The organism is Halosolutus halophilus, assembly GCF_022869805.1.
GTDB classification, from domain to species: domain Archaea; phylum Halobacteriota; class Halobacteria; order Halobacteriales; family Natrialbaceae; genus Halosolutus; species Halosolutus halophilus.
Genome location: NZ_CP094974.1, coordinates 2,265,536 through 2,286,555 on the forward strand (window position 1 = coordinate 2,265,536; position 21,020 = coordinate 2,286,555).

Annotated in this window: 18 protein-coding genes, 2 tRNA genes and 3 pseudogenes; 9 read left to right on the plus strand and 14 right to left on the minus strand. The window is 65.7% G+C overall.

Features of this window, described 5'->3' with window-relative positions; all coding sequences use genetic code 11:
• Position 1: 1 nt before the first annotated feature.
• Both MUG98_RS11095 and MUG98_RS11100 read right to left on the minus strand, forming a co-directional pair.
• Positions 2-871: an electron transfer flavoprotein subunit beta/FixA family protein gene (locus MUG98_RS11095; RefSeq protein WP_265112175.1), complete on the minus strand. Its 870-nt coding sequence runs from the start codon at positions 869-871 to the stop codon at positions 2-4.
• Between the two features lie 184 nt (positions 872-1,055).
• Positions 1,056-1,907 carry a polymer-forming cytoskeletal protein gene (locus tag MUG98_RS11100; RefSeq protein ID WP_265112176.1) on the minus strand — a complete coding sequence of 284 codons (852 nt, stop codon included), beginning with the start codon at positions 1,905-1,907 and terminating at the stop codon, positions 1,056-1,058.
• 145 nt (positions 1,908-2,052) lie between these two features.
• Here MUG98_RS11100 and MUG98_RS11105 point away from each other — a divergent pair, with 145 nt between their 5' ends.
• Entirely contained in the window at positions 2,053-2,250 is a 198-nt protein-coding gene (locus MUG98_RS11105; RefSeq protein WP_265112177.1) for a DUF5800 family protein, read from the plus strand.
• 13 nt (positions 2,251-2,263) lie between these two features.
• Here MUG98_RS11105 and MUG98_RS11110 read toward each other — a convergent pair whose 3' ends face one another.
• Together MUG98_RS11110 and MUG98_RS11115 are read right to left on the minus strand one after the other, a co-directional pair.
• A complete protein-coding gene (locus tag MUG98_RS11110; RefSeq protein ID WP_320443130.1) occupies positions 2,264-2,710 on the minus strand; it encodes a VOC family protein in 447 nt (148 codons plus the stop codon).
• A gap of 75 nt (positions 2,711-2,785) precedes the next feature.
• The gene (locus MUG98_RS11115; RefSeq protein WP_265112178.1) at positions 2,786-3,325 is read right to left on the minus strand and encodes a DUF7097 family protein; all 540 of its coding nucleotides are present in this window, start codon (positions 3,323-3,325) and stop codon (positions 2,786-2,788) included.
• 149 nt (positions 3,326-3,474) lie between these two features.
• On the opposite strand from MUG98_RS11115, the gene MUG98_RS11120 reads away from it, so the two are divergent.
• Positions 3,475-3,834 (plus strand): DUF192 domain-containing protein, encoded by a 360-nt coding sequence (locus MUG98_RS11120; RefSeq protein ID WP_265112179.1) that lies wholly within the window; start codon positions 3,475-3,477, stop codon positions 3,832-3,834.
• 7 nt (positions 3,835-3,841) lie between these two features.
• On the opposite strand, the gene hpt is transcribed toward MUG98_RS11120, so the two are convergent.
• Positions 3,842-4,399 carry a hypoxanthine/guanine phosphoribosyltransferase gene (gene hpt / locus MUG98_RS11125; protein WP_265112180.1) on the minus strand — a complete coding sequence of 186 codons (558 nt, stop codon included), beginning with the start codon at positions 4,397-4,399 and terminating at the stop codon, positions 3,842-3,844.
• A gap of 229 nt (positions 4,400-4,628) precedes the next feature.
• Here hpt and MUG98_RS11130 point away from each other — a divergent pair, with 229 nt between their 5' ends.
• Together MUG98_RS11130 and MUG98_RS11135 are read left to right on the plus strand one after the other, a co-directional pair.
• Complete coding sequence (locus tag MUG98_RS11130; protein WP_265112181.1) at positions 4,629-6,161, plus strand: (R)-citramalate synthase; 1,533 nt, start codon at positions 4,629-4,631, stop codon at positions 6,159-6,161.
• 396 nt (positions 6,162-6,557) lie between these two features.
• The gene (locus MUG98_RS11135) at positions 6,558-8,129 is read left to right on the plus strand and encodes a right-handed parallel beta-helix repeat-containing protein (protein WP_265112182.1); all 1,572 of its coding nucleotides are present in this window, start codon (positions 6,558-6,560) and stop codon (positions 8,127-8,129) included.
• Positions 8,130-8,465: 336 nt separating this feature from the next.
• Here the strand turns inward: MUG98_RS11135 and MUG98_RS11140 are convergent, their stop codons facing one another.
• From MUG98_RS11140 to MUG98_RS11165, 6 genes and pseudogenes are all read right to left on the minus strand, one after another.
• On the minus strand, positions 8,466-8,663 hold the full coding sequence (locus tag MUG98_RS11140) for a hypothetical protein (protein WP_265112183.1): 198 nt from the start codon (positions 8,661-8,663) through the stop codon (positions 8,466-8,468).
• 94 nt (positions 8,664-8,757) lie between these two features.
• A pseudogene (locus MUG98_RS11145) lies at positions 8,758-8,934 on the minus strand (4Fe-4S ferredoxin N-terminal domain-containing protein); the annotation flags it as partial.
• Positions 8,930-9,076: pseudogene (locus MUG98_RS25545) on the minus strand (4Fe-4S ferredoxin N-terminal domain-containing protein); the annotation flags it as partial. The pseudogenes MUG98_RS11145 and MUG98_RS25545, both read right to left, overlap by 5 nt.
• Positions 9,077-9,565: 489 nt before the next feature.
• Positions 9,566-9,650 (minus strand) — tRNA-Ser (locus MUG98_RS11155).
• Between the two features lie 114 nt (positions 9,651-9,764).
• Positions 9,765-12,455, minus strand: coding sequence for a phosphoenolpyruvate carboxylase (ppc, locus tag MUG98_RS11160; RefSeq protein ID WP_265112184.1), 2,691 nt, complete (start codon positions 12,453-12,455; stop codon positions 9,765-9,767).
• A 435-nt stretch (positions 12,456-12,890) separates the two neighbouring features.
• Positions 12,891-13,067 carry a hypothetical protein gene (locus tag MUG98_RS11165; RefSeq protein ID WP_265112185.1) on the minus strand — a complete coding sequence of 59 codons (177 nt, stop codon included), beginning with the start codon at positions 13,065-13,067 and terminating at the stop codon, positions 12,891-12,893.
• Between the two features lie 259 nt (positions 13,068-13,326).
• Between MUG98_RS11165 and MUG98_RS11170 the strand changes: the two genes are divergently transcribed.
• Positions 13,327-14,973: a thiamine pyrophosphate-binding protein gene (locus tag MUG98_RS11170; protein WP_265112186.1), complete on the plus strand. Its 1,647-nt coding sequence runs from the start codon at positions 13,327-13,329 to the stop codon at positions 14,971-14,973.
• A gap of 30 nt (positions 14,974-15,003) precedes the next feature.
• Here the strand turns inward: MUG98_RS11170 and MUG98_RS11175 are convergent, their stop codons facing one another.
• From MUG98_RS11175 to MUG98_RS11185, 3 genes are all read right to left on the minus strand, one after another.
• The gene (locus MUG98_RS11175) at positions 15,004-16,104 is read right to left on the minus strand and encodes a 3-hydroxyacyl-CoA dehydrogenase (protein WP_265112187.1); all 1,101 of its coding nucleotides are present in this window, start codon (positions 16,102-16,104) and stop codon (positions 15,004-15,006) included.
• The gene (locus MUG98_RS11180; RefSeq protein ID WP_265112188.1) at positions 16,101-17,420 is read right to left on the minus strand and encodes an APC family permease; all 1,320 of its coding nucleotides are present in this window, start codon (positions 17,418-17,420) and stop codon (positions 16,101-16,103) included. The genes MUG98_RS11175 and MUG98_RS11180 overlap by 4 nt, the downstream gene beginning before the upstream one ends.
• A 230-nt stretch (positions 17,421-17,650) precedes the next feature.
• Positions 17,651-17,725 (minus strand) — tRNA-Glu (locus MUG98_RS11185).
• A gap of 187 nt (positions 17,726-17,912) precedes the next feature.
• Between MUG98_RS11185 and MUG98_RS11190 the strand changes: the two genes are divergently transcribed.
• The 4 genes and pseudogenes from MUG98_RS11190 to MUG98_RS11205 all read left to right on the plus strand — a co-directional run bounded on the left by MUG98_RS11190 (position 17,913) and on the right by MUG98_RS11205 (position 20,943).
• The gene (locus tag MUG98_RS11190; protein ID WP_265112189.1) at positions 17,913-18,650 is read left to right on the plus strand and encodes a fumarylacetoacetate hydrolase family protein; all 738 of its coding nucleotides are present in this window, start codon (positions 17,913-17,915) and stop codon (positions 18,648-18,650) included.
• A gap of 107 nt (positions 18,651-18,757) precedes the next feature.
• Positions 18,758-19,459: an MBL fold metallo-hydrolase gene (locus tag MUG98_RS11195; RefSeq protein WP_265112190.1), complete on the plus strand. Its 702-nt coding sequence runs from the start codon at positions 18,758-18,760 to the stop codon at positions 19,457-19,459.
• Positions 19,460-19,641: 182 nt separating this feature from the next.
• Positions 19,642-19,845 (plus strand): annotated as a pseudogene (locus tag MUG98_RS11200) (Nramp family divalent metal transporter); the annotation flags it as partial.
• Positions 19,846-19,965: 120 nt separating this feature from the next.
• Positions 19,966-20,943 carry a zinc ribbon domain-containing protein gene (locus MUG98_RS11205; protein WP_265112448.1) on the plus strand — a complete coding sequence of 326 codons (978 nt, stop codon included), beginning with the start codon at positions 19,966-19,968 and terminating at the stop codon, positions 20,941-20,943.
• Positions 20,944-21,020 lie beyond the last annotated feature (77 nt).

The following is a 21,020-nucleotide window of genomic DNA, read 5'->3' on the forward strand; positions in this document are numbered from 1 at the left end:
TTCACTCACCCGCCCCCGCCGCGTACGGTTGCAGTTCCGAGAGTACCCGTCCCATCTCCTCTTCGTCGCCGGGATCGACCATCGTGGCCTCACGTTCCGAGGGTGCCTTCGGGATCGGATCGACCGAGGAGACGATCGTCGGCGAGCCGTCGAGCCCGATGTAGTCGGGATCGAGGTTCAGGTCCTCGTGATTCCAGGTCGTCAGGTGTTCGTCGTGATCGGCCGCGCGCGCTTTCGTCTCCGCCCGGAGTTCCTTGTGGGTCAGCCGGTGGGACGCCTTGCGGTAGGTCGGCTCGAACTCGGGATCGGTCACGATCATGCAGGGAAGCGGTGCCTCCACCGTCTCGATCTCGTCGACGTCGCCCTCGACGAGCCGCTTCGCCCGGACCAACCGCTCGTCGGGGTCGATGTCCAGCGCGAGGACGTGGGTGACGATCGGCCAGTCCATCGCCCAGCAGGTCTGGGGACCGGTCTGGCCGGTCTCCCCGTCCGCCGTTTTGAATCCCGCAAAGACGATGTCGATATCGGCGACCTCCTCCTGGTACTTTTCGAGGCCGGCGCTGAGGGTGATCGCCGTCGCCCAGGTGTCCGAAGCGGCGAGTTCCCGGTCCGAGAGCAGATAGCTGTCGTTGGCGTAGACGGACTCCATTCCCTCCTTGAGAACGTCTCCGTAGCCGGGTGGCCCCATACTCATCCCGCTGACGTGACCGCCGTGGCGCACCCTGGTTTGCAGGGCGGCCTGGTAGGCGAACTCGTCGTTCGGGTTCATCACTGTCGGCGTCTTGCCCCGCTCCAAGTGGCCGTCCTCGTCGAACGAGACGGCTCCTTCCGAGAAGTCGGGGACGCCCTTGGTCAATACGACAGATCTCACAGTACTCCCTCCGAGGATGTCGTGCATTTACGTACCATACTCGTGTCACTGTATCGCAACACCGGCTATTAAGAATGTGGGATGGTATTCGCTCACACTACTGTATCGGAACTGACAACTGTCGAATAACAACCGTGAAAATGTCACGATCGATTGCTCGTCGTGTCCGACGAGCACACGCTGATTACTCGATGTCGCGCTCGGTCGTCCCCATCGTGATTTCGCCGTCGGCGCGAATCGTCCCGTCGACCTCCGCACCGGGACCGAGTTCGAGGTCCGCACACGAGACGTCCCCGAGGACGCGGGCCTCGGCCTCGATCACCACGTCTCCGTCGCGGGTCGTCACGTCGCCGTGGATGCGAGTCTCCTCGCCGACGGTCACGTCGCCGCGACCCCGGAGACTCCCGAAGATGTTGCAGTCGGCTCCCACGTCGATCGTCTCCGCGCGGACGTTGCCGTGGAGTCGACAGGCGTCCCCGATCGTCGCCGGCGTCGAGACGCGCCAGGCGTCGTCGCCGACCGACGCGTTCCGGGGGATTACCAGGGGTTCGGCGTCGGGTTCGTCCTCGTCGGTGAGTTCGGCGATGAGTTGCTGGGCCGCGTCCTCCTCGCCGATCAACAGGAGGTGTTTGAGGTAGACGAACAGGAAGACGATCGTCGGCATCGGGTTCCGGATGACGATCCAGCCGTTGGCCTCGAATCCCTCCTCGATCTCGACGTCGTCGCCGATGTCCAGGTCTCCGGCGACCTTCATCTCGCCGCCGACGTGGACGCGCTCGCCGATGTAGGCGTCCTGACCGACCAGCACGTTGTCGGCGACCTCACACCACATGTCGAGGCGGCAGTCGCCCTCGGCCTCGATGTCGCCGCCGAACTGGACGCCTTCGCCGGCGAGGACGTTCCGGCCGCGGACGCCGAACTCGACGGTCGATCGGCCACCGACGAGGACGTCACCGTCGGTCTCGAGGGCGACTTCCTTGGCTTCGGTCTCGTCCGGAACGACGAGTTCGTCGAGCGGATCCCTGCTGATGGCCACACTCCAACCAAATGATGACACCCCCTATTAAACCTCGCGCGTCGTCTGCCGTCCGTCTGACGCCACCGATCGAGGAGTGTGCGATCGATCGCCGGCGTCGGACGCAGTCGTCTCGCTTTTGACCCACCACCTCGTACGACCCGGTATGACGACTCTCGCGTTCGACGACGACGGTGTCGACGTCGTTTACGAAGGGACCGAATTTCGCCTCGAACGGGACCTGATCGAAGAGGCGATCGAGAAACCCTACCACGACGTGACCGACCACGAAGTGCTGAAGATCGTGGCCGAACAGCCGAACCTCCAGGGCGAACCGCGCCGGGTCGGCGACATTCTCGACTGATCCGGGGCTCACTTCAGTTCGCGACGCTCGTGTCGTCTCCCAACTCCTCGGGATCGAAGGGCTGTGACACTCCCAGCCAGCGCTCTCCGGTCCCCGATCGGGTATCGACGTACACTTCGACGCCGTTTCCGTCGGGATCGGAGAAGTACGGCGCCTTGCTGATTCCGTGGTCGACGGAACTCACACCGACGTCGTCCGGGAATCGCCGGTAGATCGATCGAAGCGCTGCTTCGTCCTCGACCTCGAAGGCGACGAGATAGAGGCCGACGCCCGCTCCCGGCGCTGGCGCGTTCGGACCCAGCGCTTGCAACGCGAGGTCGTGGTGACGATCGCCCCGGGAGAGAAACGCGAAGGAGGCGAGGCGTTCCGTGATCTCCAGGTCGAGACAGCCGGTGTAGAACGCGATCGCTCGCTCCAGTTCGCGGATTTTAGATGCACGTGGCCGATGGCGGGCGGGGATTCTGTACCGATAGCTCGGTCGCGGGGCGAGAAAAGCGGCGTGGCCGGGACGACGAGCACGTCGCTGGCTGCGGTCCTACGCGCGGCCGTCGTCATCGCCCTCGTATCGCCGTGCCGCCGACTCGAACGCCGCCTCGTCGAGTTCACGGCCGCGGCGCGTCTCGAGTGCGGCGATCGCGTCCGGATCGGGGGCGGCATCGTCCGTGATGCGGGCCCAGGAGTTGTGGACCTTGGCGTGACACCACCGGCAGAGGTAGATCGTGATCTCGTGGGAGAGCGTCTCGCCGTCGCGGGCGTAGGAGAGGTGGTGTTCCTCGAGGAGCGGCCGTTCGTCGGAGTGGGCCATCCGCTTTGCCTCGAGTCCACAGCGAACGCACTCGCGATCGCGGTTCCGGGACCGGAAGTGTGGGCAGTCGGCCCACGTCTCGTCCGTTTCGGGGTCGACGACGGGACAGGCGTAGTCCGCCTGCGCGCGTTCGCGGGCGAACTCGGGGTCGTGCTCGTAGTGGTCGAAGGCGTACTTACACTTCCCCTCGCCCGTCAGGTAATCGCAGACGCCGGCGAACTCGTAGGGATCGTCGACGCCGACGGCGGTTCCCTGGGGCGTTTTCTCCATCGTCTGTACCGTATGCCCCGCGGAAAGTTGAATCGTCCGGTGCGGGGATCCGAGAACCCGGGCCTCGGCGGACACGATCGCCGGCCAGCGATCGGTCGAGAGGTCGGGAGGTCGGGAGCTTTTTCTCGTCCGCGTGCCGACTCGATCGCGTGCGCCTGGTTCACGACCCGGTCGGTGACGACGACGCTGTCCTCGCGACGACCGTCGACCTCGCGGACTCGCTCTGGAGCCAGACCCGCGGCCTCATGTTCCGCCGGTCGCTCCCGGACGAGTACGCGCTGGTGTTCGAATTCGGGACGGCCAGGACCCGCGACGTCCACATGCTGTTCGTCGGGATTCCGATCGACGCGGTCTGGATCGTCGACGACGAGGTTCAGCGCGTCGAGCGGCTGCGACCGTGGCGGGGTTTCGCGCGCGAGGCAGCCGATCGGATCGTCGAACTGCCCGCCGGCGCGGCTGCGGACGTCGAACCCGGCGATCGACTGGTCCTCGAAGGGGTAGAGTCGTGATCCGGGTTCAGTCGACGATCACCAGTTCGCCGTCCTCGACGCGGACGTCGAGCAGGCTCGTCACCGGCTGCTCGAGGTCGTGATCGCCGTCGACGCGTCGCAGGACCACGACGATGTCCTGCAGGTCGGCCCCGCACTCCTCCAGTGCGTCACAGACGGCCTCGATCGTCCCCCCGGACGAGAGGACGTCGTCGACGAGCACGACGCGGTCACCCGCGTCGACCCCGTTCAGGTAGAGGTCGCTCTCGCTGTAGCCGGTTTCCCCGTGGACGACGATCTCCTCCGGGAAGCCGTAGGCCCGCTTGCGGACGACGACGAAGGGAACGTCGGCCGCGAGCGAGAGCGCGGTGGCGTGGTGGATCCCCATCGCCTCGGGCGCGACCAGCTTGTCGACCCCCGCGAGGTCGATCCGGTCGCGGATCCCGGCCGCGATCGCTCGCAGTACGTCCGGCTCGACGGACGGAATCCCGTCGGTGACGCCGTGGACGAAGTAGTGATAGCCGTCCCGATCGACGATCGGCGCGTCGCGAAGCGATCGCGCCAGCGGTTCGAGCGTGGGGTCCATGCTCGATCCTCGCTACGACGGGGACGTGAAAGGGTGTTCGGGTCACCCGCCGATCGCGGCCGCCGTCGCGCAGATGGTACCGTGACCGGCGAACTTAAGTCCACATGCTTCGATAGGACGGATACAATGGCACGAGATTCGTTCTCAACGCCGGACGAGGATAGAGGAAGTCGGGGCAACCCGGCTGGACGCGAAATTCCGCGACGAACGTAGTCGCAGTTCATCACTCTTGCCTGTACATCACTCCGCCGAGCAGACGATTCCATCTGACCGTACCGTCCGCCTTCTCGATACGACGCTTCGCGACGGCGAGCAAGCGCCGGGCGTCTCACTCTCACCCGACGAGAAAGTCGAAATCGCCCGTGCGCTAGAGCAAGCGGGCGTGGCCGTCATCGAGGCCGGCAGCGCCTGTACCGGTGCGGGTGAACGACAGGCCATCTCGCGGGTCACCGACCTCGATCTCGACGCTCGCGTGACCAGTTTCTGTCGCGGGATGCGGACTGACATCGACCTCGCGCTCGAGTGTGACGTCGACGGGGTCCACCTCGTCGTCCCCTCCAGCGACCGCCACGTCGAGGACAAGGTCGGCACGTCCCGCGAGGACAACCTCGAGGCCACCGCCGAACTCGTCGAGTACGCAGGCGACCACGACCTGTGGGTCGAGGTCATCGGCGAGGACGGCTCACGGGCCGACCTCGACTACCTCGAGGAACTCATGGGGACCGCACTCGACGCCGGGGCCGATCGGGCCTGTTTCGCCGACACGGTGGGCCACACGGGGCCCGAGCGTACCGCCGAAGCCGTTTCCCGACTTGCGGAACTCGGGCCGGTCAGCGCCCACACCCACGACGACCTCGGACTGGGCGTCGCGAACGCGCTCTCGGCCGTCTCGGCCGGTGCCGACCTCGTTCACTGTACCGTGAACGGACTCGGCGAACGCGCCGGCAACGTCGCGCTCGAGGAAGTCGCGATCGCACTCGCCCACGTGTACGACGTCGAGACGCTCGAACTCGAGGAACTGTACGACCTCGCACAGATCGTCTCGCGGGCGACGGGCGTGGCCCTGCCGCCGAACAAGGCCGTCATCGGCGAGAACGCCTTCACCCACGAGAGCGGGATCCACACCGACGGCACCCTCAAGGACGACAAGATGTACGAGCCCTACGCGCCCGAGACCGTCGGCCGCGAACGCCGACTCGCACTCGGGAAACACACGGGCCGTGCCGGGGTTGCGGCGACGCTCGAGGAACACGGCGTCGACGCCAGCGACGACGACGTCGCCGCGATCGCAAATCGCGTCACCGAACTCGGCGACCGCGGGCGTCGCGTCACGGACGCCGACCTGCTCGCCATCGCCGAGGACGTCACCGGCGACGACCGCGAACGCGTAGTCGAACTGCGCGATCTCACCGCCACGAGCGGCGGTGCCGTCCCCACGGCGAGCATCCGACTCGACGTCGACGGCGAGGAGCGCGTCGCCAGCGGGACCGGTTCCGGTCCCGTCGACGCCGCCGTCTCCGCCGTCCGCGAGGCACTCGGCTCCGCCGCCGACGCGGAACTGGAGTCCTACCACGTCGACGCGGTCACCGGCGGGACGGACGCCGTCGTCACCGTCGAAGTGACGATGGTGCGCAACGATCGCTCGGTCACCGTCGCCCGCAGCGAGGCCGACATCACCCGTGCGAGCGTCGAGGCGATGGTCGACGCGCTCGATCGATTGCTGGCGACGGACGCACAGCCACTCACACCGGCCGACGACTGACCGCGAGCGGGCGGCCGCGATTCGTCGGTTCGATCCACTGTCGATCCGTCGTCGGTTCTTTCGTCACAGCGTCATTTCGTTCGATCTACCGTCGGACAGTCGAGTCCGGGGTCGCAATCCGCCACGGTAGTCATCAAACCTGCCGTTTCCCGGTCGTTTGCGAACGCGAAACGGAATCCCGATCAGTTACAGATCTGCAACGGACGTGAATCCGGTCACTGTCTCGAAGTAGTCGTCTGATAACAAATCGTCAATTTGGATGAGTGTCTTCCTGCGATGAACGGAGATCGACGGCACGATCGGTCAGGTACAACGGATCGAGGAGTAACGCGACGCTCGTACGTTCGAGTACTCGGCGCGCTGGGCGTCGGTAGCGGAGTCGCAGGCTCGCAGGCTGTGGGTTCTGACGGGTACGACGCCGCCGCAGCGACCGCAAACGAAGGAGCCAGCGGGCGGGGACTCACCGTCACCGACTCGGGGGCGGCCGTGAGCGAGGGGGTAACGCACCTCGATTTCGCTGGCTCGCTCTCGCCGGTCAGTCCCGACGGCGCGAACGACGCACGAAGCGTGCGGATCCAGCCTCGCGGCGATTCGTTGTCCCCGAACATCGTCGACGTGCGGGACGACCTCGACGTCGAACCCGAGGAAGACGACGTCTGGGGTGCGATCTACGAGCACTACCAGTCGTTCAGACCGACCGAGCGGAACCATCGCTACGTGATCCCGGCCGGGACGTGGGACGTCCGGACCGACAACATCCACCTGGACGCCCACGAGCACTTCGGACTCGTCGGCGAACCGTTCGCCACGCTCAGGGTCACCGACCAGGACGTCGACCGGATGATGACCGTCGGACAGATCGACGACTCGCTGCCACACGCCCAGCGCACGGTGATGAAAGACCTCCGGATCGACATCCGGGGCGACTACGACACCGGAATCGGCCGCTGGTACACCTACGCGTACGGTCTGATCGAGAACGTCTCGATGCGCGGCCGGCGGGACAGGCGCAACCCCGACTTCGGCGGCGACCGACACACGATCATGGTCGCCGGTCGGCAGTTCACGACGACGAACATCATCCGCGGCTGCCAATTGAACAACGGCGACACCCACTACGACCGAGACACACACGTCGGGCACGCGATCCCCCTCAGTTCGGAGATCTACAACCGGGGAACGAACTTCTGGGAGGGGTGCCAGGTGACGGGCTACGTCGACAACGGGATCTACGTGTCGAGCAACTCCGGCCGAAACATCATACGGGGCTGTCACGTCCGCGACTGCGCCGGCGCGGCCATCCGCATCGGCGCCAACGACTACGTCCAGAACTGCCGCATCACGAAAACCGAAGAGCCTGAGTACCCGTGGTCCGGCCTCTGGCTCGAGAACGGCGGAGGCCAGGTCGTCGACGGGGTCACCGTTTGGAACGGCGTCGAGAAGCAAACCGAGATCATCCGCTTGACCCAGGACGGTCCGGCGCGGCTGTCGGGCGTGCACATCACCGACAAAGGGGGCAACGGCCGGGCGATCCGGGTCGCCGACAACGACGACACGCGGACGGTGTTCGAAGGGTGTACGATCACCGATCGAACCAGCCCGAGCGTCTCCGACTACGCGGTGTACGTCCGCTCGTCGAACGTCGTCTTCAAGGACTGCGAGTACGACCTCGAATCCCAGACGGATCAGGATCGGCACGGCTTCTTCGTCAGTCGACGGGGCACCGACGTCGACCGACTGGTCCTGCACAACAGCGACATCGACGCCGACGGTGCGAGTCTCCGGTTCGGCGAAAGCGGGCGGGCACACAACATCGAGAACGCCGTCTTCGACGGCCTCGTGATGAGCGATCCCGGTACCGCGCTCGCCGACGTACTCTGGATCGGCAATCGCCACCGCGGGGACACCGTCTTCCGCGGGGAGCGATCGAACTGGAAGGGCGACTTCAACTTCGGATTCACCGTCTGACCGCGTCCCGGACGCCGTTCGCGGGACGTCCTGTCCTGACCGTCGTTCCGGTGCGTGTAAGCGGTCTCCGACGGCCGTAGGCTCGCCGGCGGAGACTGGTTTCACCCCGGATACGATTCTTCGATAGTGCGTCCCGATCGGACGGATGTCACGCAGAACGAGACGATCGCCCGTGAAAATGACCGGCTCACCCGACAGACTGCGATGGCGATGACGTTGCTGCCGGAACACGGAGTGACGGTCGCGACTGGCCAGGGCTTGCCACACCCGGAAGGCGCTGACGGCTCTCGAAGGCGTTCGGGGCTGTCCGCGGCCGTCGCGATCACGGTCGTGCCATCAGTGAAACGGCTGGCGACTGAGGACGCCCCACGGATCGAACAGGTAGACGACGGCGAGAAAGAGCGCGAGGACGACGACGAACAGTCGCGCGATCGCGCTCGCCGACGACGGGATCGCCGGTTCGAGCGTGAGCGCCATCACTCCCGCGACGCTGATCCAGAGGAGGCCGACGATCACTCGCTGGCGACGGTCCATGAGTGTCCCTTCGCGTCACGGAGTAAGAAGCTCTCGAGTCGCCACGACCGTCGAGGGAGTGGGCTTTGCTGCTTTGCTGGCCCGATCGGCCGGGTCAGATGAACGAATCGGCGTCGACCGTTTCGTCGTCGCGGACCGTCTTGCGGTTGTCGGTCCGGCCGACGTCCTCGTAGGCGACCGACCCCTCGACCTGCTCGGCCTCCGGCCCCGGTTCGTTGCCGATGTAGACGACGTTCGGGTGCGTACCGATCTCTTCGAGGTGCCGGAACCTTCATCTCGTCTTCGGCCATCTCGAGGCCGAGTTCCGTGTCGTACTCGGTCTCCTCGAGCATCCCCTCCAGTTCGGTTTGCCATCCTTCCCCGAGTGGATGGACCGGTTCGTCCCCCGAGTCGCCGTCCTCGTTGGAACTCATCGATCTCCCTCACTCCCGACCGTTCTGCCATGGTTCTAGAAGGCAGCCGACGATCGATTACACTCGATCGACTCACCGTCTCCGATCTCGATTCCGGTACCGATCGCACTGCCGGTGCTTGGTGGTCGCGACCGGGGGAGTCCCGCGTAGCGGTACTCGTCGACGAGGTCGCAGCGAAGCGCCGAGCGGGAGATTTGAACTACGCGAGGACGATCGCCTCACTCCGTTCGGCGCTGCGACTTCTCTCGATCAAATCTCCGAGCCGTTTTGCAGCAACGAAGTGATTCGCGCCGCTACGCGACGCTCATCGAATTGTCGCTGCAAAAGCGCCGAGCGGGAGATTTGAACTACGCCGAGACGTTCCGGGTCGTTCACTCCGTTCCCTTCCCGGGCTACGACCCGTTTAGTTCAAATTCCCCTGGTCGTCGTTTTCCGCTCACAGTTGCGAGCACACGCTACGCGGTGCTCGTGGGTTGGTTCGCGGAAAAGCGCCGAGAGGGAGATTTGAACTCCCGAGTCCGTGAGGACAGCAGATTTCGAATCTGCCGCCTTGGCCGGGCTAGGCTATCTCGGCTCACTCCTATCTACCCGGGTAACGTTTTTACCCGTTTCGATTCCTCGCAGGTCTGTCAGCGTGTCACGTTCGCCGCCCGTGTGCCCTCCGAAAGACGAAGCCTCGGCGACGAACCTATCCGGTGTTCTTCATCCCGGCAGCGATCCCCTTCACCGTCAGCCGGAGCGTCCGTTCCTCGATGTCGGTCCGGTGAGTCCGATCGAGGAGGTACGTCTGGAGCAGGTTCAGCGGGTCGACGTAGGGGTTGCGCCGCTCGAGGTTCTCTCCGAGCCAGTCGCGCGTGTGGAGTTCCTCGCGCTGGCCGATCTCCTTGATCAACTCGGCACCCCGCTCGTACTCGTCGGTCAGCCGCGGGAAGAACCGATCGCGGAGGTCGTCGTCTGCCAGATCGGCGTACTGTTCGGCGATCTCGACTTCCGTCCGGGAGAGCGAGAGCGCGGCGTTGTCGAGCGTGGTCCGGAAGAACGGCCACTCGGCGTACATCTCCTGTAGGGTCTCCATCGAGCCGCCGTCCTCGAGATAGGCGTCGACGCCCGTCGCGATGGCGTACCAGCCGGGCAGAATGCACCGCGACTGGGTCCAGGAGAACACCCACGGGATGGCCCGCAGGTCTTCGACGGTTCGCTCGCCGCTCCGTGAGGCCGGTCGCGAGCCCAGGTCGAGGTCCTCGATGACGGTGATCGGGGTCGCCTGCTCGAAGTACTGGACGAATCCCTCGCTCTCGAGCAGGTCGCGGTACTCCTGCCGGGCGGCGTCGGCCATCGTGTCCATCGCGTCGATCCACTCCTCTCGGACCTCCTCTTCGGGCCGGTCCATCGCGTACAGGCGCGATCGGAGCTGTGCGTTGACCATCTGTTCGATGTTTCGCTCCGCGATCCGCGGGTTGGCGTACTTCTCGGCGATGGCCTCGCCCTGTTCGGTGAACTTGACCTGTCCGGTGACGGTCGAGTTGGGGAGCGCGAGCAGGGCCTCGTTCATCGGGCCGCCGCCACGCGAGATCGAGCCGCCGCGGCCGTGGAACAGCCGCATCGTCACGTCGTGGTCGTCGCAGATCTCGCCCAGTCGGCGCTGGTTCTTGTACAGCGACCAGTTGGCCGCGAGGAACCCGTTCTCCTTGTTCGAGTCGGAGTACCCGAGCATGATCTCCTGGGTCCGATCGCGGGCTTCGAGCGCCTGTGCGTAGGCCTCGTTCTCGTAGAGGGTCCCCATGATTCGACGGGCACCCGACAGGGCGTACTCGGTCTCGAGCAGCGGGACGATGTCGATCCCGCTGTGTTCCGGCAGGGAAACGACGTCCGCCTGGTCGGCGAGGAACAGGACTTCGAGGACGTGACTCGGTTCCTCGGTCATCGAAATACAGTACGTGTCGATCGCCTCGACGCCGTACTCGGTCTGCCAGTCGGCGAGACTGTCGAACAGCGACAGAACGCGCGTCGAATCCTCCGAGAGTCCCTCTGTATCGCCGAGGTCGATGACGGACTCGTCCTGGAGGATCGCCTCGGTCAGCAGGTCGACGCGTTCGTCTTCCGAGAGCGTGTGGTAGTCGATCCCCTCCGTCTCGAGGGCTTCCGCGATCGCGTCGGTGTGTTTCTGCTGGTGTTCGCGCAGGTCGAGACTGGCCAGCGAGAAGCCGAAGGTGGCGACCTGCCGACGGATCGGATCGACGTGTGCGTCGACGACTACCTCCGCCCCGTTGTTCCGGAGGCTCTTGGCGATGTATTCGAGGTCCTCGAGGAGTTCGTCGACGTCGTCGTAGCCACCCGGACGCACGTCACCGACGCGCTCCAGACGTTCGCGCATCAGCTTGAGTTTCTGTCGATAGGGTTCGCCGGGATACCGCTCCTCGGCGGTTCTGGCGCTGCCTGGCAGCCGATCGAGGTCTTCCTCGAGCGAGGCCTGGAACTCCGAACCGGCGTCGATCCGACTCCCGTCCTGGCTCAACACGCCCGAGAGGCGTTTGAGCTGTTCCCGGTAGCGGTCGAGGACGACCTCGCGCTGGCGTTCGAGCGTGTTCGCCGTCACCTCGGGAGTCACGTAGGGGTTCCCGTCGCGATCGCTCCCCGCCCACGAGCGGAACTCGAACAGTTTGGGCACCTCGAGGTCGCCCTCGACTTCCTCGTCGATCGCGTCGGCGAGTTCGTCGTAGACCTCGCCGACGACGTCGAACAGCGTGTTCTCGAGGTACCACTGGACGTTCCGGGCCTCGTCCTCGGGTTCCGGCTGGCGACGCCGGACCTGCGGGGTCTGCCAGAGGCTCGTCACCTCGGCGTCGATGTCCCGCCACAGCTGCTCCGTCTCTTTGTTCGTCAACAGCCGCTCGTCGAGGGTCTCGAGGTACGTCGAGACCGTCCGGAGCTTCGACTTGACCGTCTTTCGACGGGCTTCCGTCGGATGGGCCGTGAAGGTCGGCTCGATCAGCACGTCGTCGAGGATCTGTCTGACCGTCTCAATGTCGGTCTCCGCGAGTTCGGCGGCCGCCGTCTCGAGGCTGTCCTCGAGGGTCCCCTCGTGGGATTCGGTTCGAAGCGATCGGACCCGCTCGCGCTCTTCTGCGAGGTTGATCAGTTCGAAGTAGGTCGTGAACGCCCGTGCGACGATCCGCTGTTCGTGTGGTGACAGCCCCTCGAGTTCCGTGATGAGCGGTTCTCGCGACTCCAGTTCGTCGGCGCGGTAATCGATCGCCGCTCGTCGGCACGATTCGACGGTTTCGAAGGAGCGTCGCGAGGTCTGGTCCTCGAGGACCTCCCCGAGCAGTGCCCCGAGTTCACGGACGTCCTGCCGAACGCCCCTGTTATGTAGTGTCATATCCGGCCCGTACGTGGCCGACGCTAAAAATCCCCGTGTCACACAATTTCACCGTCATTCATCGTCTTCCGTGATAGTTACTGGCGGTGCGACAGCGAACAGAACAGTGTCGAACGTATGCGATCGAATCACAAGGAGCTATTCGTTCTAGAACACCGGCGTTCGACGCCGATGGGGCCAATATTTACTACCATCGTAATTCATAATGCATCTGTCTGTTCTACACTCGATGGCCGGCCAGACGCGCCGACATTCACTTTCGGTATTATTGTGATTAGTTGTCGTGGCTCAAGACAGTGCCAGTTCCGGCCCGGCTGGGCCGAAGTACGACGGCGACGGTGCTCGCGCGCGCAACTCGCCACGCGTCTGGTGATCGATCGAGTCGTAGTCGTGTGGAAGACCGAGACGACGGCGCGGCGCGTGGGAACGTATCAGCTACCGCATCTCGTCGAGTGCGAGTACGGTGTCCGACATGAGCCACGCCGTGTCACTGTCCGCTCGTTCGATGCTGAGCGCGAAAAACGAGTCCCGTCCGTCGTCGACTGTGATGTGGTAGCCGCGACTCCGCAGCGGCTCGCCGTCTTCGATTGCGTTCGGTTCGGCTGAAGTCACACCAGTACTCAGGGCCGAGGCCGAATAACGGGCGCGGTTTCAGATTCAGGCGGCGGTACACGCAAACGGGTGTGAGCCAGCAACGGCGTCGCTCCCCCGTCTACGAGTTCGCCGACTCCCGACCAGTGCGCTTCGCCTGGCGGTGACTCCAGTGTAGACCGTCGGCTACGGACGACTGTCCAGGGGCGTGTTTTTTGTTCGGTCCGTGAGTATCGATCGTTATGTGTCACCAGCAACCACTGTACGCGAGGTGGCGATGATGGCGCGATCGTCGGACGCGATCGCCGCGCTCTTCGAGCGGGCGGGGATCGAGACGGTCTTCGGGTTCCCCTGCGAGCAGATGGATCCATACTACGCGAGCATCGACGGGTCGACGGTCAGGCACGTCCTCGCACGGAGCGAGGCGAGCGCAGCCCTGATGGCGGACGGCTACGCCCGGGCCGCGCGAACCACGGGCGTCGTCGACGGCGTCAGCGGTCCCGGGGCCGCGTACATGGGCGTCGGACTGTGCGAGGCCGCCGGCGCGTCGTCGCCGGTCCTCGCCCTCACCGGCGGCAACGATCGGGAGACCCGCGGCAACGGCGTCATCCAGGACGGGGACAACGAGGCGATCCTCGACCCGTTCACCGAGGCGACGTTCGACGCCGAAACGCCCGGCCGCGCCGTCGAGGCCGTCGAGAACGCGCTCAGGGTAGCCACGACCGGAGTTCCCGGTCCGGCACACGTCAACCTCCCCGAAGACGTCCTGGCGGGCGAAACCGAACGGGAGCCCCGCGACGACGTGTCCGGAATCTACCCGCGGACCCGGCCAGCACCCGACCCGGACGCCGTCGACGCGATCGTCGACCTGCTAACCCGGTCCGAGAGTCCCGTGATCGTCGCCGGCGAGGGCGTCGTCCGCGCGGACGCGACCGCCGAACTGACACGGTTTGCGACGACGGCTGACGTCCCCGTCGTGACCTCCATGAACGGGAAGGGAGCGATCGCGGAAACCGAGCCGCACGCGCTCGGCGTCGTCGGCCGCTGGGGGTTCTGTCAGGTGGCGAACGACGCCGTCGAGGACGCGGACCTGGTTCTCGGCTTCGGAACCCGGTTCGGCGAACTCACGACCGTCGGCTGGTCGCTGGTGCCCGAGGACGTGCCGCTGGTCCACGTCGATCTCGATCCCGCCTGGCTGGGGCGAAACTACGAACCGACGGTCGCCGTGCAGGCGGACCTCAAATCGACGCTCGCAGCGCTCGCCGAGAGCGCGTCGAGCAACGGCGACCGGGCGTCTCGAATCGACGCGCTCGCCGAGGCCCGGGCCGACTGGCGCGCGGGGTTCGAGGACGACCTGACGAGCGACGAGACGCCGGTGAAGCCACAGCGCGTAATTCACGAACTGAACGATCGACTCCCGGCCGAGGCGGTGCTCGTGAGTGCGACGAGTTTCCCCGGGTTCTTCTCGGGGGCGTTCTACGAACCCGAGCGGGCCGGCCTGTCCTACCTCCAGGCCAGGGGCAGCGACGGCATCAACGTCTGTCTCCCCCAGGCGCTGGGCGTCAAGACCGCGATGCCCGATCGGCCGGTCGTCGCGCTGTCCGGCGATGGCGGAATCGGCTACCACGTCGCGGACCTCGAGACCGCCGTTCGCGAGGACCTCTCGATCACCGTCGTCGTCACCAACAACGGTTCGCTCGGCTCCTCCAAGATGAGCCAACTCGGAACGTACAGCTTCGACATGTCGACCGATTTTCACGGTGGTGTCGACTACGCCCAGGTCGCTCGCGGGTTCGGCTGTGCGGGAGAAACGATCGAGGATCCCGACCGGGTCGGCCCGGCGATCGAGGAGAGTCTCGAGAGCGACGTTCCGACCCTCCTCGACGTGCGCGTCGATCCCTACGCCGCGCCGCCGTTGCTGGTCTGACCGGCTGGGCCCGGCCGTAATGCAAGCGGATCAGAAGACCGGATCATAGACCTCGGCACCCGTTTCCTCGTGTCGGTCCCGCAACGACTCCCGGAGGAACTCCCTGCCGAGCATCGCTTCGACGTCGAACGGGCCGATATCTCCCCCGGAGCCGCGTTTGAGGACGTCGTCGACCGTTTCTCCATCTGCGACCCCGTCCCCGACGAGGCGGTGAGCCTCGTTGACCAGCGCGCCGACCACGGGCGTCACGTCGTGTGGATCGTCGACGACGGGAATCCGGGGTTCCTCGCCGTCCCACTCGAAGAATCCCTTCCCGCTCTTCTTTCCCAGGTCGCCCGCGTCGACGAGGGCTTCCATCCGATCGCGGATTTCGGGCGGCGGCGCGTATCGATCGCCGTACGCGGCCGCGAGGTTGTCGATCGTCGCGAGGTGGACGTCGATCCCGATGAGATCGACGAACTCGATCGGTCCCCGGTCGAATCCGATCGCCCGTGCGCCTCGATCGACTTCGGCGGGGGACGCCGCGAGCAGTTCCCAGGTCCCGGCACACTTGATGCTCGCCGAGAGCCGCGAGAGGCAGTTCGCCCGGTACTCGGCCCCGAGACGGACGGGTGTCCGATCGATCGCCTCGGCGATCGTCGTCGCGGTTTCGAGGGCTCGCTCGCTGGCGTCGTCGCCCGAAATTTCGACGATGTCCCGTTCCAGCGCCGGATTGGCGAAGTGAAACAGGACGACCCGTTCCGGACGGGCGAGGTCGGCAGCGATGTCGCCCGGGGTGAGCGACGACGTGTTCGTCGCGATGACCGCCTCGGCGTCGAGGATCGACTCCAGGTCGGCGACGAGGTCGCGTTTGAGGTCGAGGCGTTCCGGGACGGCCTCGACGACGAAGTCGTGGCCTGAAAGCGCCGCGAGGTCCGTCTCGTACGCGATGCGACTCGCGGGATCGTCGGGGTCGAGACCGGCCGACTCGAGTGCCTCCGGAAGGGTGGTTCGGTGGTAGTCGCGTGCCGATTCGAGCGCGGTGTCGTCGACGTCGACGAGGGTAACCGGAAAGCCGCCGTTGGCGAGGAGGCCAGCGATGTCGCGGCCCATCAGTCCGGCACCGACGACGCCAGTCGTGTTCTGGGTCATAATTTCAGATCTCCGTGGATACCGTCCGCTGAACGCGTTCGAATCCGGGTGCGGAACACGTAGTAGCTGCCGCCCACCACCAGCAGGATCACCCAGAGGGCGAACACCGACGGCGACTGGACGGCGAGCAGTCCGAGCAAGGCGAGATTGCAGGGAATCGCTAGCGCTGCCATCGCCGTGACGTACCCCGACCGGATTCCGAGCGCCGATTCGGCCGTTTCCGCCTTCGTCCGTCCAACCACGATGGCCGCGAGCATCACCGGGACGACCAGAAACGCGCCGCCGAAGCCGAGCAACGATCCCAGTTCCGCGATCGGAAGCGGCGAGAGTAACGCCCCGACAGAGAGCACGTAGACGACGAGGAGCCCCCAGTGCGGCGTGTCGAACCGGTCGTTCGTGCGGGCCAGCACCGACGGCATGAGACCGTCCGTGGCCAGAACTTCGAGGTACTTCGGGGTGATCATGTAGACGGCGTTGATGCTCGTGGCGATGGCGAACAGTGCACCCCCGAAAACGAAAACCGACTGCAGCGGTCCGGGCAGGAACATCCCGGCGGGGACCGCGAGCGTTTCGCCACCCAGCGCGTCGGTGCCGGCGACGCCCACGGCGACGAGACCGATACCGACGTACACGACGAGCACGAGCGGGACGGCGATGGCGAACGAGCGGGGGATCGTTACCGTCGCGTCGCGGACCGAACCGCCGATGTCCACGACGAAGTTCGCACCGAGGCAGACGAAGTAGAGGACGCCGGCAGCCGTCGCGACACCGATCGCCCCGTTGGGAAAGGCCGGCGTCAGGTTCGCGGGCTCCACCGCCGGGACGCCGAGCAGGATGAACGAGCACAGGGCCGCGATCAGGCCGACGAACATGGCCAGCTGGGCAGTCGCGGCCGGCCGAATCCCGACGACGTTGACGAGGAAGAAGCCGGTTAGCAGGACCACGCCGACGAGGGCGGGGCCGATCGGAACGACCGTTTCGACGTACTGGCCCGCGGTCAGAGCGTACAGCGGCAGGCCGCCGCCGAACATGCTGACCCCGAGCCCCCAGGCCGCGAGAAACGCCACCGGTCGCGAGACGAACCGCGCCGGGTAGCGGTAGTTCCCGCCGGTCGTCGGGAACGCCGCCCCGAGCATCGCGGTCGGCACCAGTCCGAGGATCGCGATGCCGAACGCGAGCACGAACGCAACTACGACGCCCGGGCCGGCGATCCCCACCGCGACGCCCGTGAGGCTAAACAGCGCCCCGCCGACGATCAACCCGACCTCGATGGCCACCGCCTGCACGAGCGTGACGTCACCCGTCTCCTTGCTCATTGCTCTGTGACAACTCTCCACACGTATTCGATCGGCAAAAGTTCTCCCCCGGTAACACCTTCGCGGAGTCGATCGCCAGCAAGTCGCAGTTACGACTCGCGAATTTGCTCGTCGAAAACTGCTCCGTCTGGGATTTGAACTACCCGAAACGTTTCCGATGCTCGCGATTCTTTACGTCAAATCCCGGAGCGTACACTTCCTTCTTCACTCGCTTCGTTCGTTCAGAAGAGTGCTCCGTCTGGGATTTGAACCCAGGTCATCGGCTCGAAAGGCCGAAATGATTGGCCGGACTACACCAACGGAGCCAACGCATTCACTGCTTGCTGGGGACTAGTAAAAAGCGTTCCGTTCCGATCGCGGAGTGGCACGCCCTCACGTACTCCGATCGCCGGCAGATCGGATTCGGCCCCGCCACGTTCGTCCCGCGGCCTCGGGCTGGTGATCGGCGCCGACATCTCAACGCTTTTGGCGCCGGCACGCGACGGATCGGTCATGAAATACGTCCGCTTTCGCGACCCGGCCGGTGCCGTTCGCCGCGGCGAGTACGAGAACGGTCACGTTCACTTCGGAAACGAGAGCTACGCGCTCGACGACGAGTCGATCGACGTCCGCCCGCCGTGCGAACCCTCGAAGATCGTCTGCATCGGGCGCAACTACGCCGACCACGCCGACGAGATGGGATCCGACGTGCCCGATCGACCCCTGCTGTTCCTGAAGCCGCCGAACGCGGTCGCGAGCCACGGCGACACCGTGACCGCGCCCGCGGGGAAGGACCGAATCGACTACGAGGCCGAACTCGGCGTCGTCATCGGCGAGCAGTGTCGGCACGTTCCCGTGAGCGACGCGATGGACGTCGTCGAGGGCTTTACCTGCGTGAACGACGTCTCGAACCGCGACGACCAGCGCCAGGAACAGAACTGGATCCGCGGCAAGGCCTTCGACGGCGCGGCCCCGATCGGCCCGCTGCTCGCGACGCCCGACGAGGTCCCCGACGACGCGGCCGTCCAGTCGCGCGTCAACGGCGAACTGAAACAGGACGGCTCCCGGGAGCAACTCATCTTCTCCATCCCGGAACTGATCGCGGAGATCACGGCCTACATGACCCTCGAACCGGGCGACGTGATCGCGACCGGGACGCCGGAGGGCGTGGGTCCGCTCGAAGACGGCGACGAGGTCGAGATCGAGGTCGAGGGCGTCGGGACCCTCTCGCATTCGATCCGCCGTCCCTGACCCTGATCCTGACCGTTGACTCGATCCGATCGGGATCGGGCCGACGACCCGCCGTCCGCCCCGAACCGAGTCGAACGATTTTCCCCCGCGTCGATCGAAGGGCTGGTATGACCGTTCGCTTCGGTGCCGTGACCGTCGACTGGCTCGGGTACGCGACCGTCCGCCTCGAGGGCGAGACGGGGGCCGTCATCTACCTCGATCCCGGTCGCTACGGCGTGCTCGACGACTACGACGCCCGGGACGGCGATCTCGTACTCGTCTCCCACGACCACCACTACGACCCGGACGGCATCCGTCGGGTCGCCCACGAGGACGCGCTCGTCGTCGTCCACGAGTCGATCGACGCGAGCGAGATCGATCGAGTCGACGAAGGACCGGAGGCCCTCCCATACGAGGTCGAACGCGTCCGCGCGGACGAGTCGTTCGTCCTCGGACCGCTGGACCTGTTCACGACGCCCGCCTACAACGATGCCGCCGGTCCGCACGTCGACGAGAACGGCGAGCCGTACCATCCGGAGGGGAAGGGTTGCGGGTTCGCCGTCACCGTCGACGGCGTCGGAGCGTTCTGGCCCGGCGACACCGACGTCCTCCCGATTCACGAAAATCTCGACGTCGACCTCTTCCTGCCGCCGATCGGCGGGTCGTTCACGATGGACCGACGCGAGGCCGCGGCGCTGGCCGAGCGACTGGACCCGGGACTCGTGTTGCCGATTCACTACGACACGTTCGACGCACTCGAGACGGACGCGGACGCGTTCGTCGTCGACGTCGCGAACCGGGGCATCCCGGTGGTCCTCGACGGACACTGACGTCCGGAACTGTCCATCCGGCGACGGATCCGCGAGTACAAGTCACGTGTCGCCAATTCACTCATGAAATCCACGCCGAATATTGACAAACATACACTTTCGAAATGCTGGGCGATACCAGCCAGCATGGAAGACTGACCGGTGGATCGCGAAGAGGGTGATGGACGTGGCAGGAGAGTCGGATGCGGCGATCGGAACCCCCCGAGACCGATCTCACGTACCCGTCTTCGGGGCGGGCGGGCTTCTTCAAGAACCACTTCGGTCCCTCGATGCTCTGGGCACTGATCAGCATCGGCGGGAGTCACATCGTCATCGCGCCGTCGATGGGCGGCAGCTTCGGACTGGTCGCGATCTGGATGTTCGCGCTCATCTACGTCGCGAAGTACGCTGTAGTACAGTCCTTTCAGAAACGCAACTGCCCGAGGAAACGGGTTTCGCCGGGGCTCGTTTCATTCGATTTCCGACCGCTCCAAAGAGTTACTGTCGCGGTCGGCGTGCGCACGGGTATGAGCGGCGATCGTCCGCGCGGCCCGGATCGTGGTCAGGGCGGACTGTACTGTTCGAACTGCGGCGACTCTCTCGTACCGTCTGCGAACTACTGTCCCAGTTGCGGAACACCGTCGAGGGAACGCTCATCGGCAACCGATCGGCGATCGAGAGAGACCACGTCCCCGCGTTCGTCGACCGATCGGACCGCCCTCGAACGGCGAATCGCTCGCGCCGTCCAGCGGGGGTGGGAACTCGAACACGATTTCGGCGATCGTGCCGTCGTGGTCCGGCGTTCGTTCGGCAGCGTGACCGATCACCTCCTCGTCGCACTCGTGACCGTCTGGTGGACCGGTGGGATCGGGAACGCGCTGTACGGCGCGTACCGGTATTTCGGCGACCCCGATCGGCTGGTGCTCCGTGCGGATCGGGTGGCGGAGAACGGGGCCGCGACCGCGGACACCGACACGGGCACCGACGCGGATACCCGCTGGCGAACGCTCGCACGCCTGACGGCGGCTGTCTGCTGGCTCGTCACCGCCGTCCTCGCGGGCGTGGGGCTTCTCGTGTCCGCAGCGGCGGTGAGCTTCGTGCTCTTCGCCCTCGCGACCCTCTTCGCGATCGGTGGTGTCGGTACGCTGCCGTCGGTTCGGCGGCGACTCGACCGACGCCATCCGGTGACGGCGACCGGCCGGATCCGCTCCGTCGACGAACGGGCCGTCGTCGCACCCGATCGACCGTGTGCTGTGTGTGCCGATATCGTCGATCGGGGCGTCGAACGCACCTACCGGGAGGAGAGCTGCCTGTTCGGCTTCCCGCTCTCGATGTCGGACGGGACCAACTACTACTGCCGGCGATGTGCCAACGCCGAGCAGGCAGGGGACCCTACAATATCTGAGGGGATCGCCGACCGAACGGGATCGGCCCGGACTCGTTCGCCATCCGATCGCGACTCGGACGAATTGGGGGAGCCGGAACCCGAACGAGATCACGACTGACGGTCCGCGTTCGTCCGGCGATCGACGTCCCGAACTAACCGGGTCGCGTCGCTCGAACTCGGGAATCGAGACGGTAA

Excerpts from the sequence above, each read along its gene's own strand:
- MUG98_RS11105 (WP_265112177.1), top strand. The coding sequence starts at position 2,053 with ATGACGACTCTCGCGTTCGACGACGACGGTGTCGACGTCGTTTACGAA.
- MUG98_RS11115 (WP_265112178.1), bottom strand. The coding sequence starts at position 3,325 with ATGGAGAAAACGCCCCAGGGAACCGCCGTCGGCGTCGACGATCCCTAC.
- hpt (WP_265112180.1), bottom strand. The coding sequence starts at position 4,399 with ATGGACCCCACGCTCGAACCGCTGGCGCGATCGCTTCGCGACGCGCCG.
- MUG98_RS11140 (WP_265112183.1), bottom strand. The coding sequence starts at position 8,663 with ATGGACCGTCGCCAGCGAGTGATCGTCGGCCTCCTCTGGATCAGCGTC.
- ppc (WP_265112184.1), bottom strand. The coding sequence starts at position 12,455 with ATGACACTACATAACAGGGGCGTTCGGCAGGACGTCCGTGAACTCGGG.
- MUG98_RS11170 (WP_265112186.1), top strand. The coding sequence starts at position 13,327 with ATGGCGCGATCGTCGGACGCGATCGCCGCGCTCTTCGAGCGGGCGGGG.
- MUG98_RS11175 (WP_265112187.1), bottom strand. The coding sequence starts at position 16,104 with ATGACCCAGAACACGACTGGCGTCGTCGGTGCCGGACTGATGGGCCGC.
- MUG98_RS11180 (WP_265112188.1), bottom strand. The coding sequence starts at position 17,420 with ATGAGCAAGGAGACGGGTGACGTCACGCTCGTGCAGGCGGTGGCCATC.
- MUG98_RS11190 (WP_265112189.1), top strand. The coding sequence starts at position 17,913 with ATGAAATACGTCCGCTTTCGCGACCCGGCCGGTGCCGTTCGCCGCGGC.
- MUG98_RS11195 (WP_265112190.1), top strand. The coding sequence starts at position 18,758 with ATGACCGTTCGCTTCGGTGCCGTGACCGTCGACTGGCTCGGGTACGCG.
- MUG98_RS11205 (WP_265112448.1), top strand. The coding sequence starts at position 19,966 with ATGAGCGGCGATCGTCCGCGCGGCCCGGATCGTGGTCAGGGCGGACTG.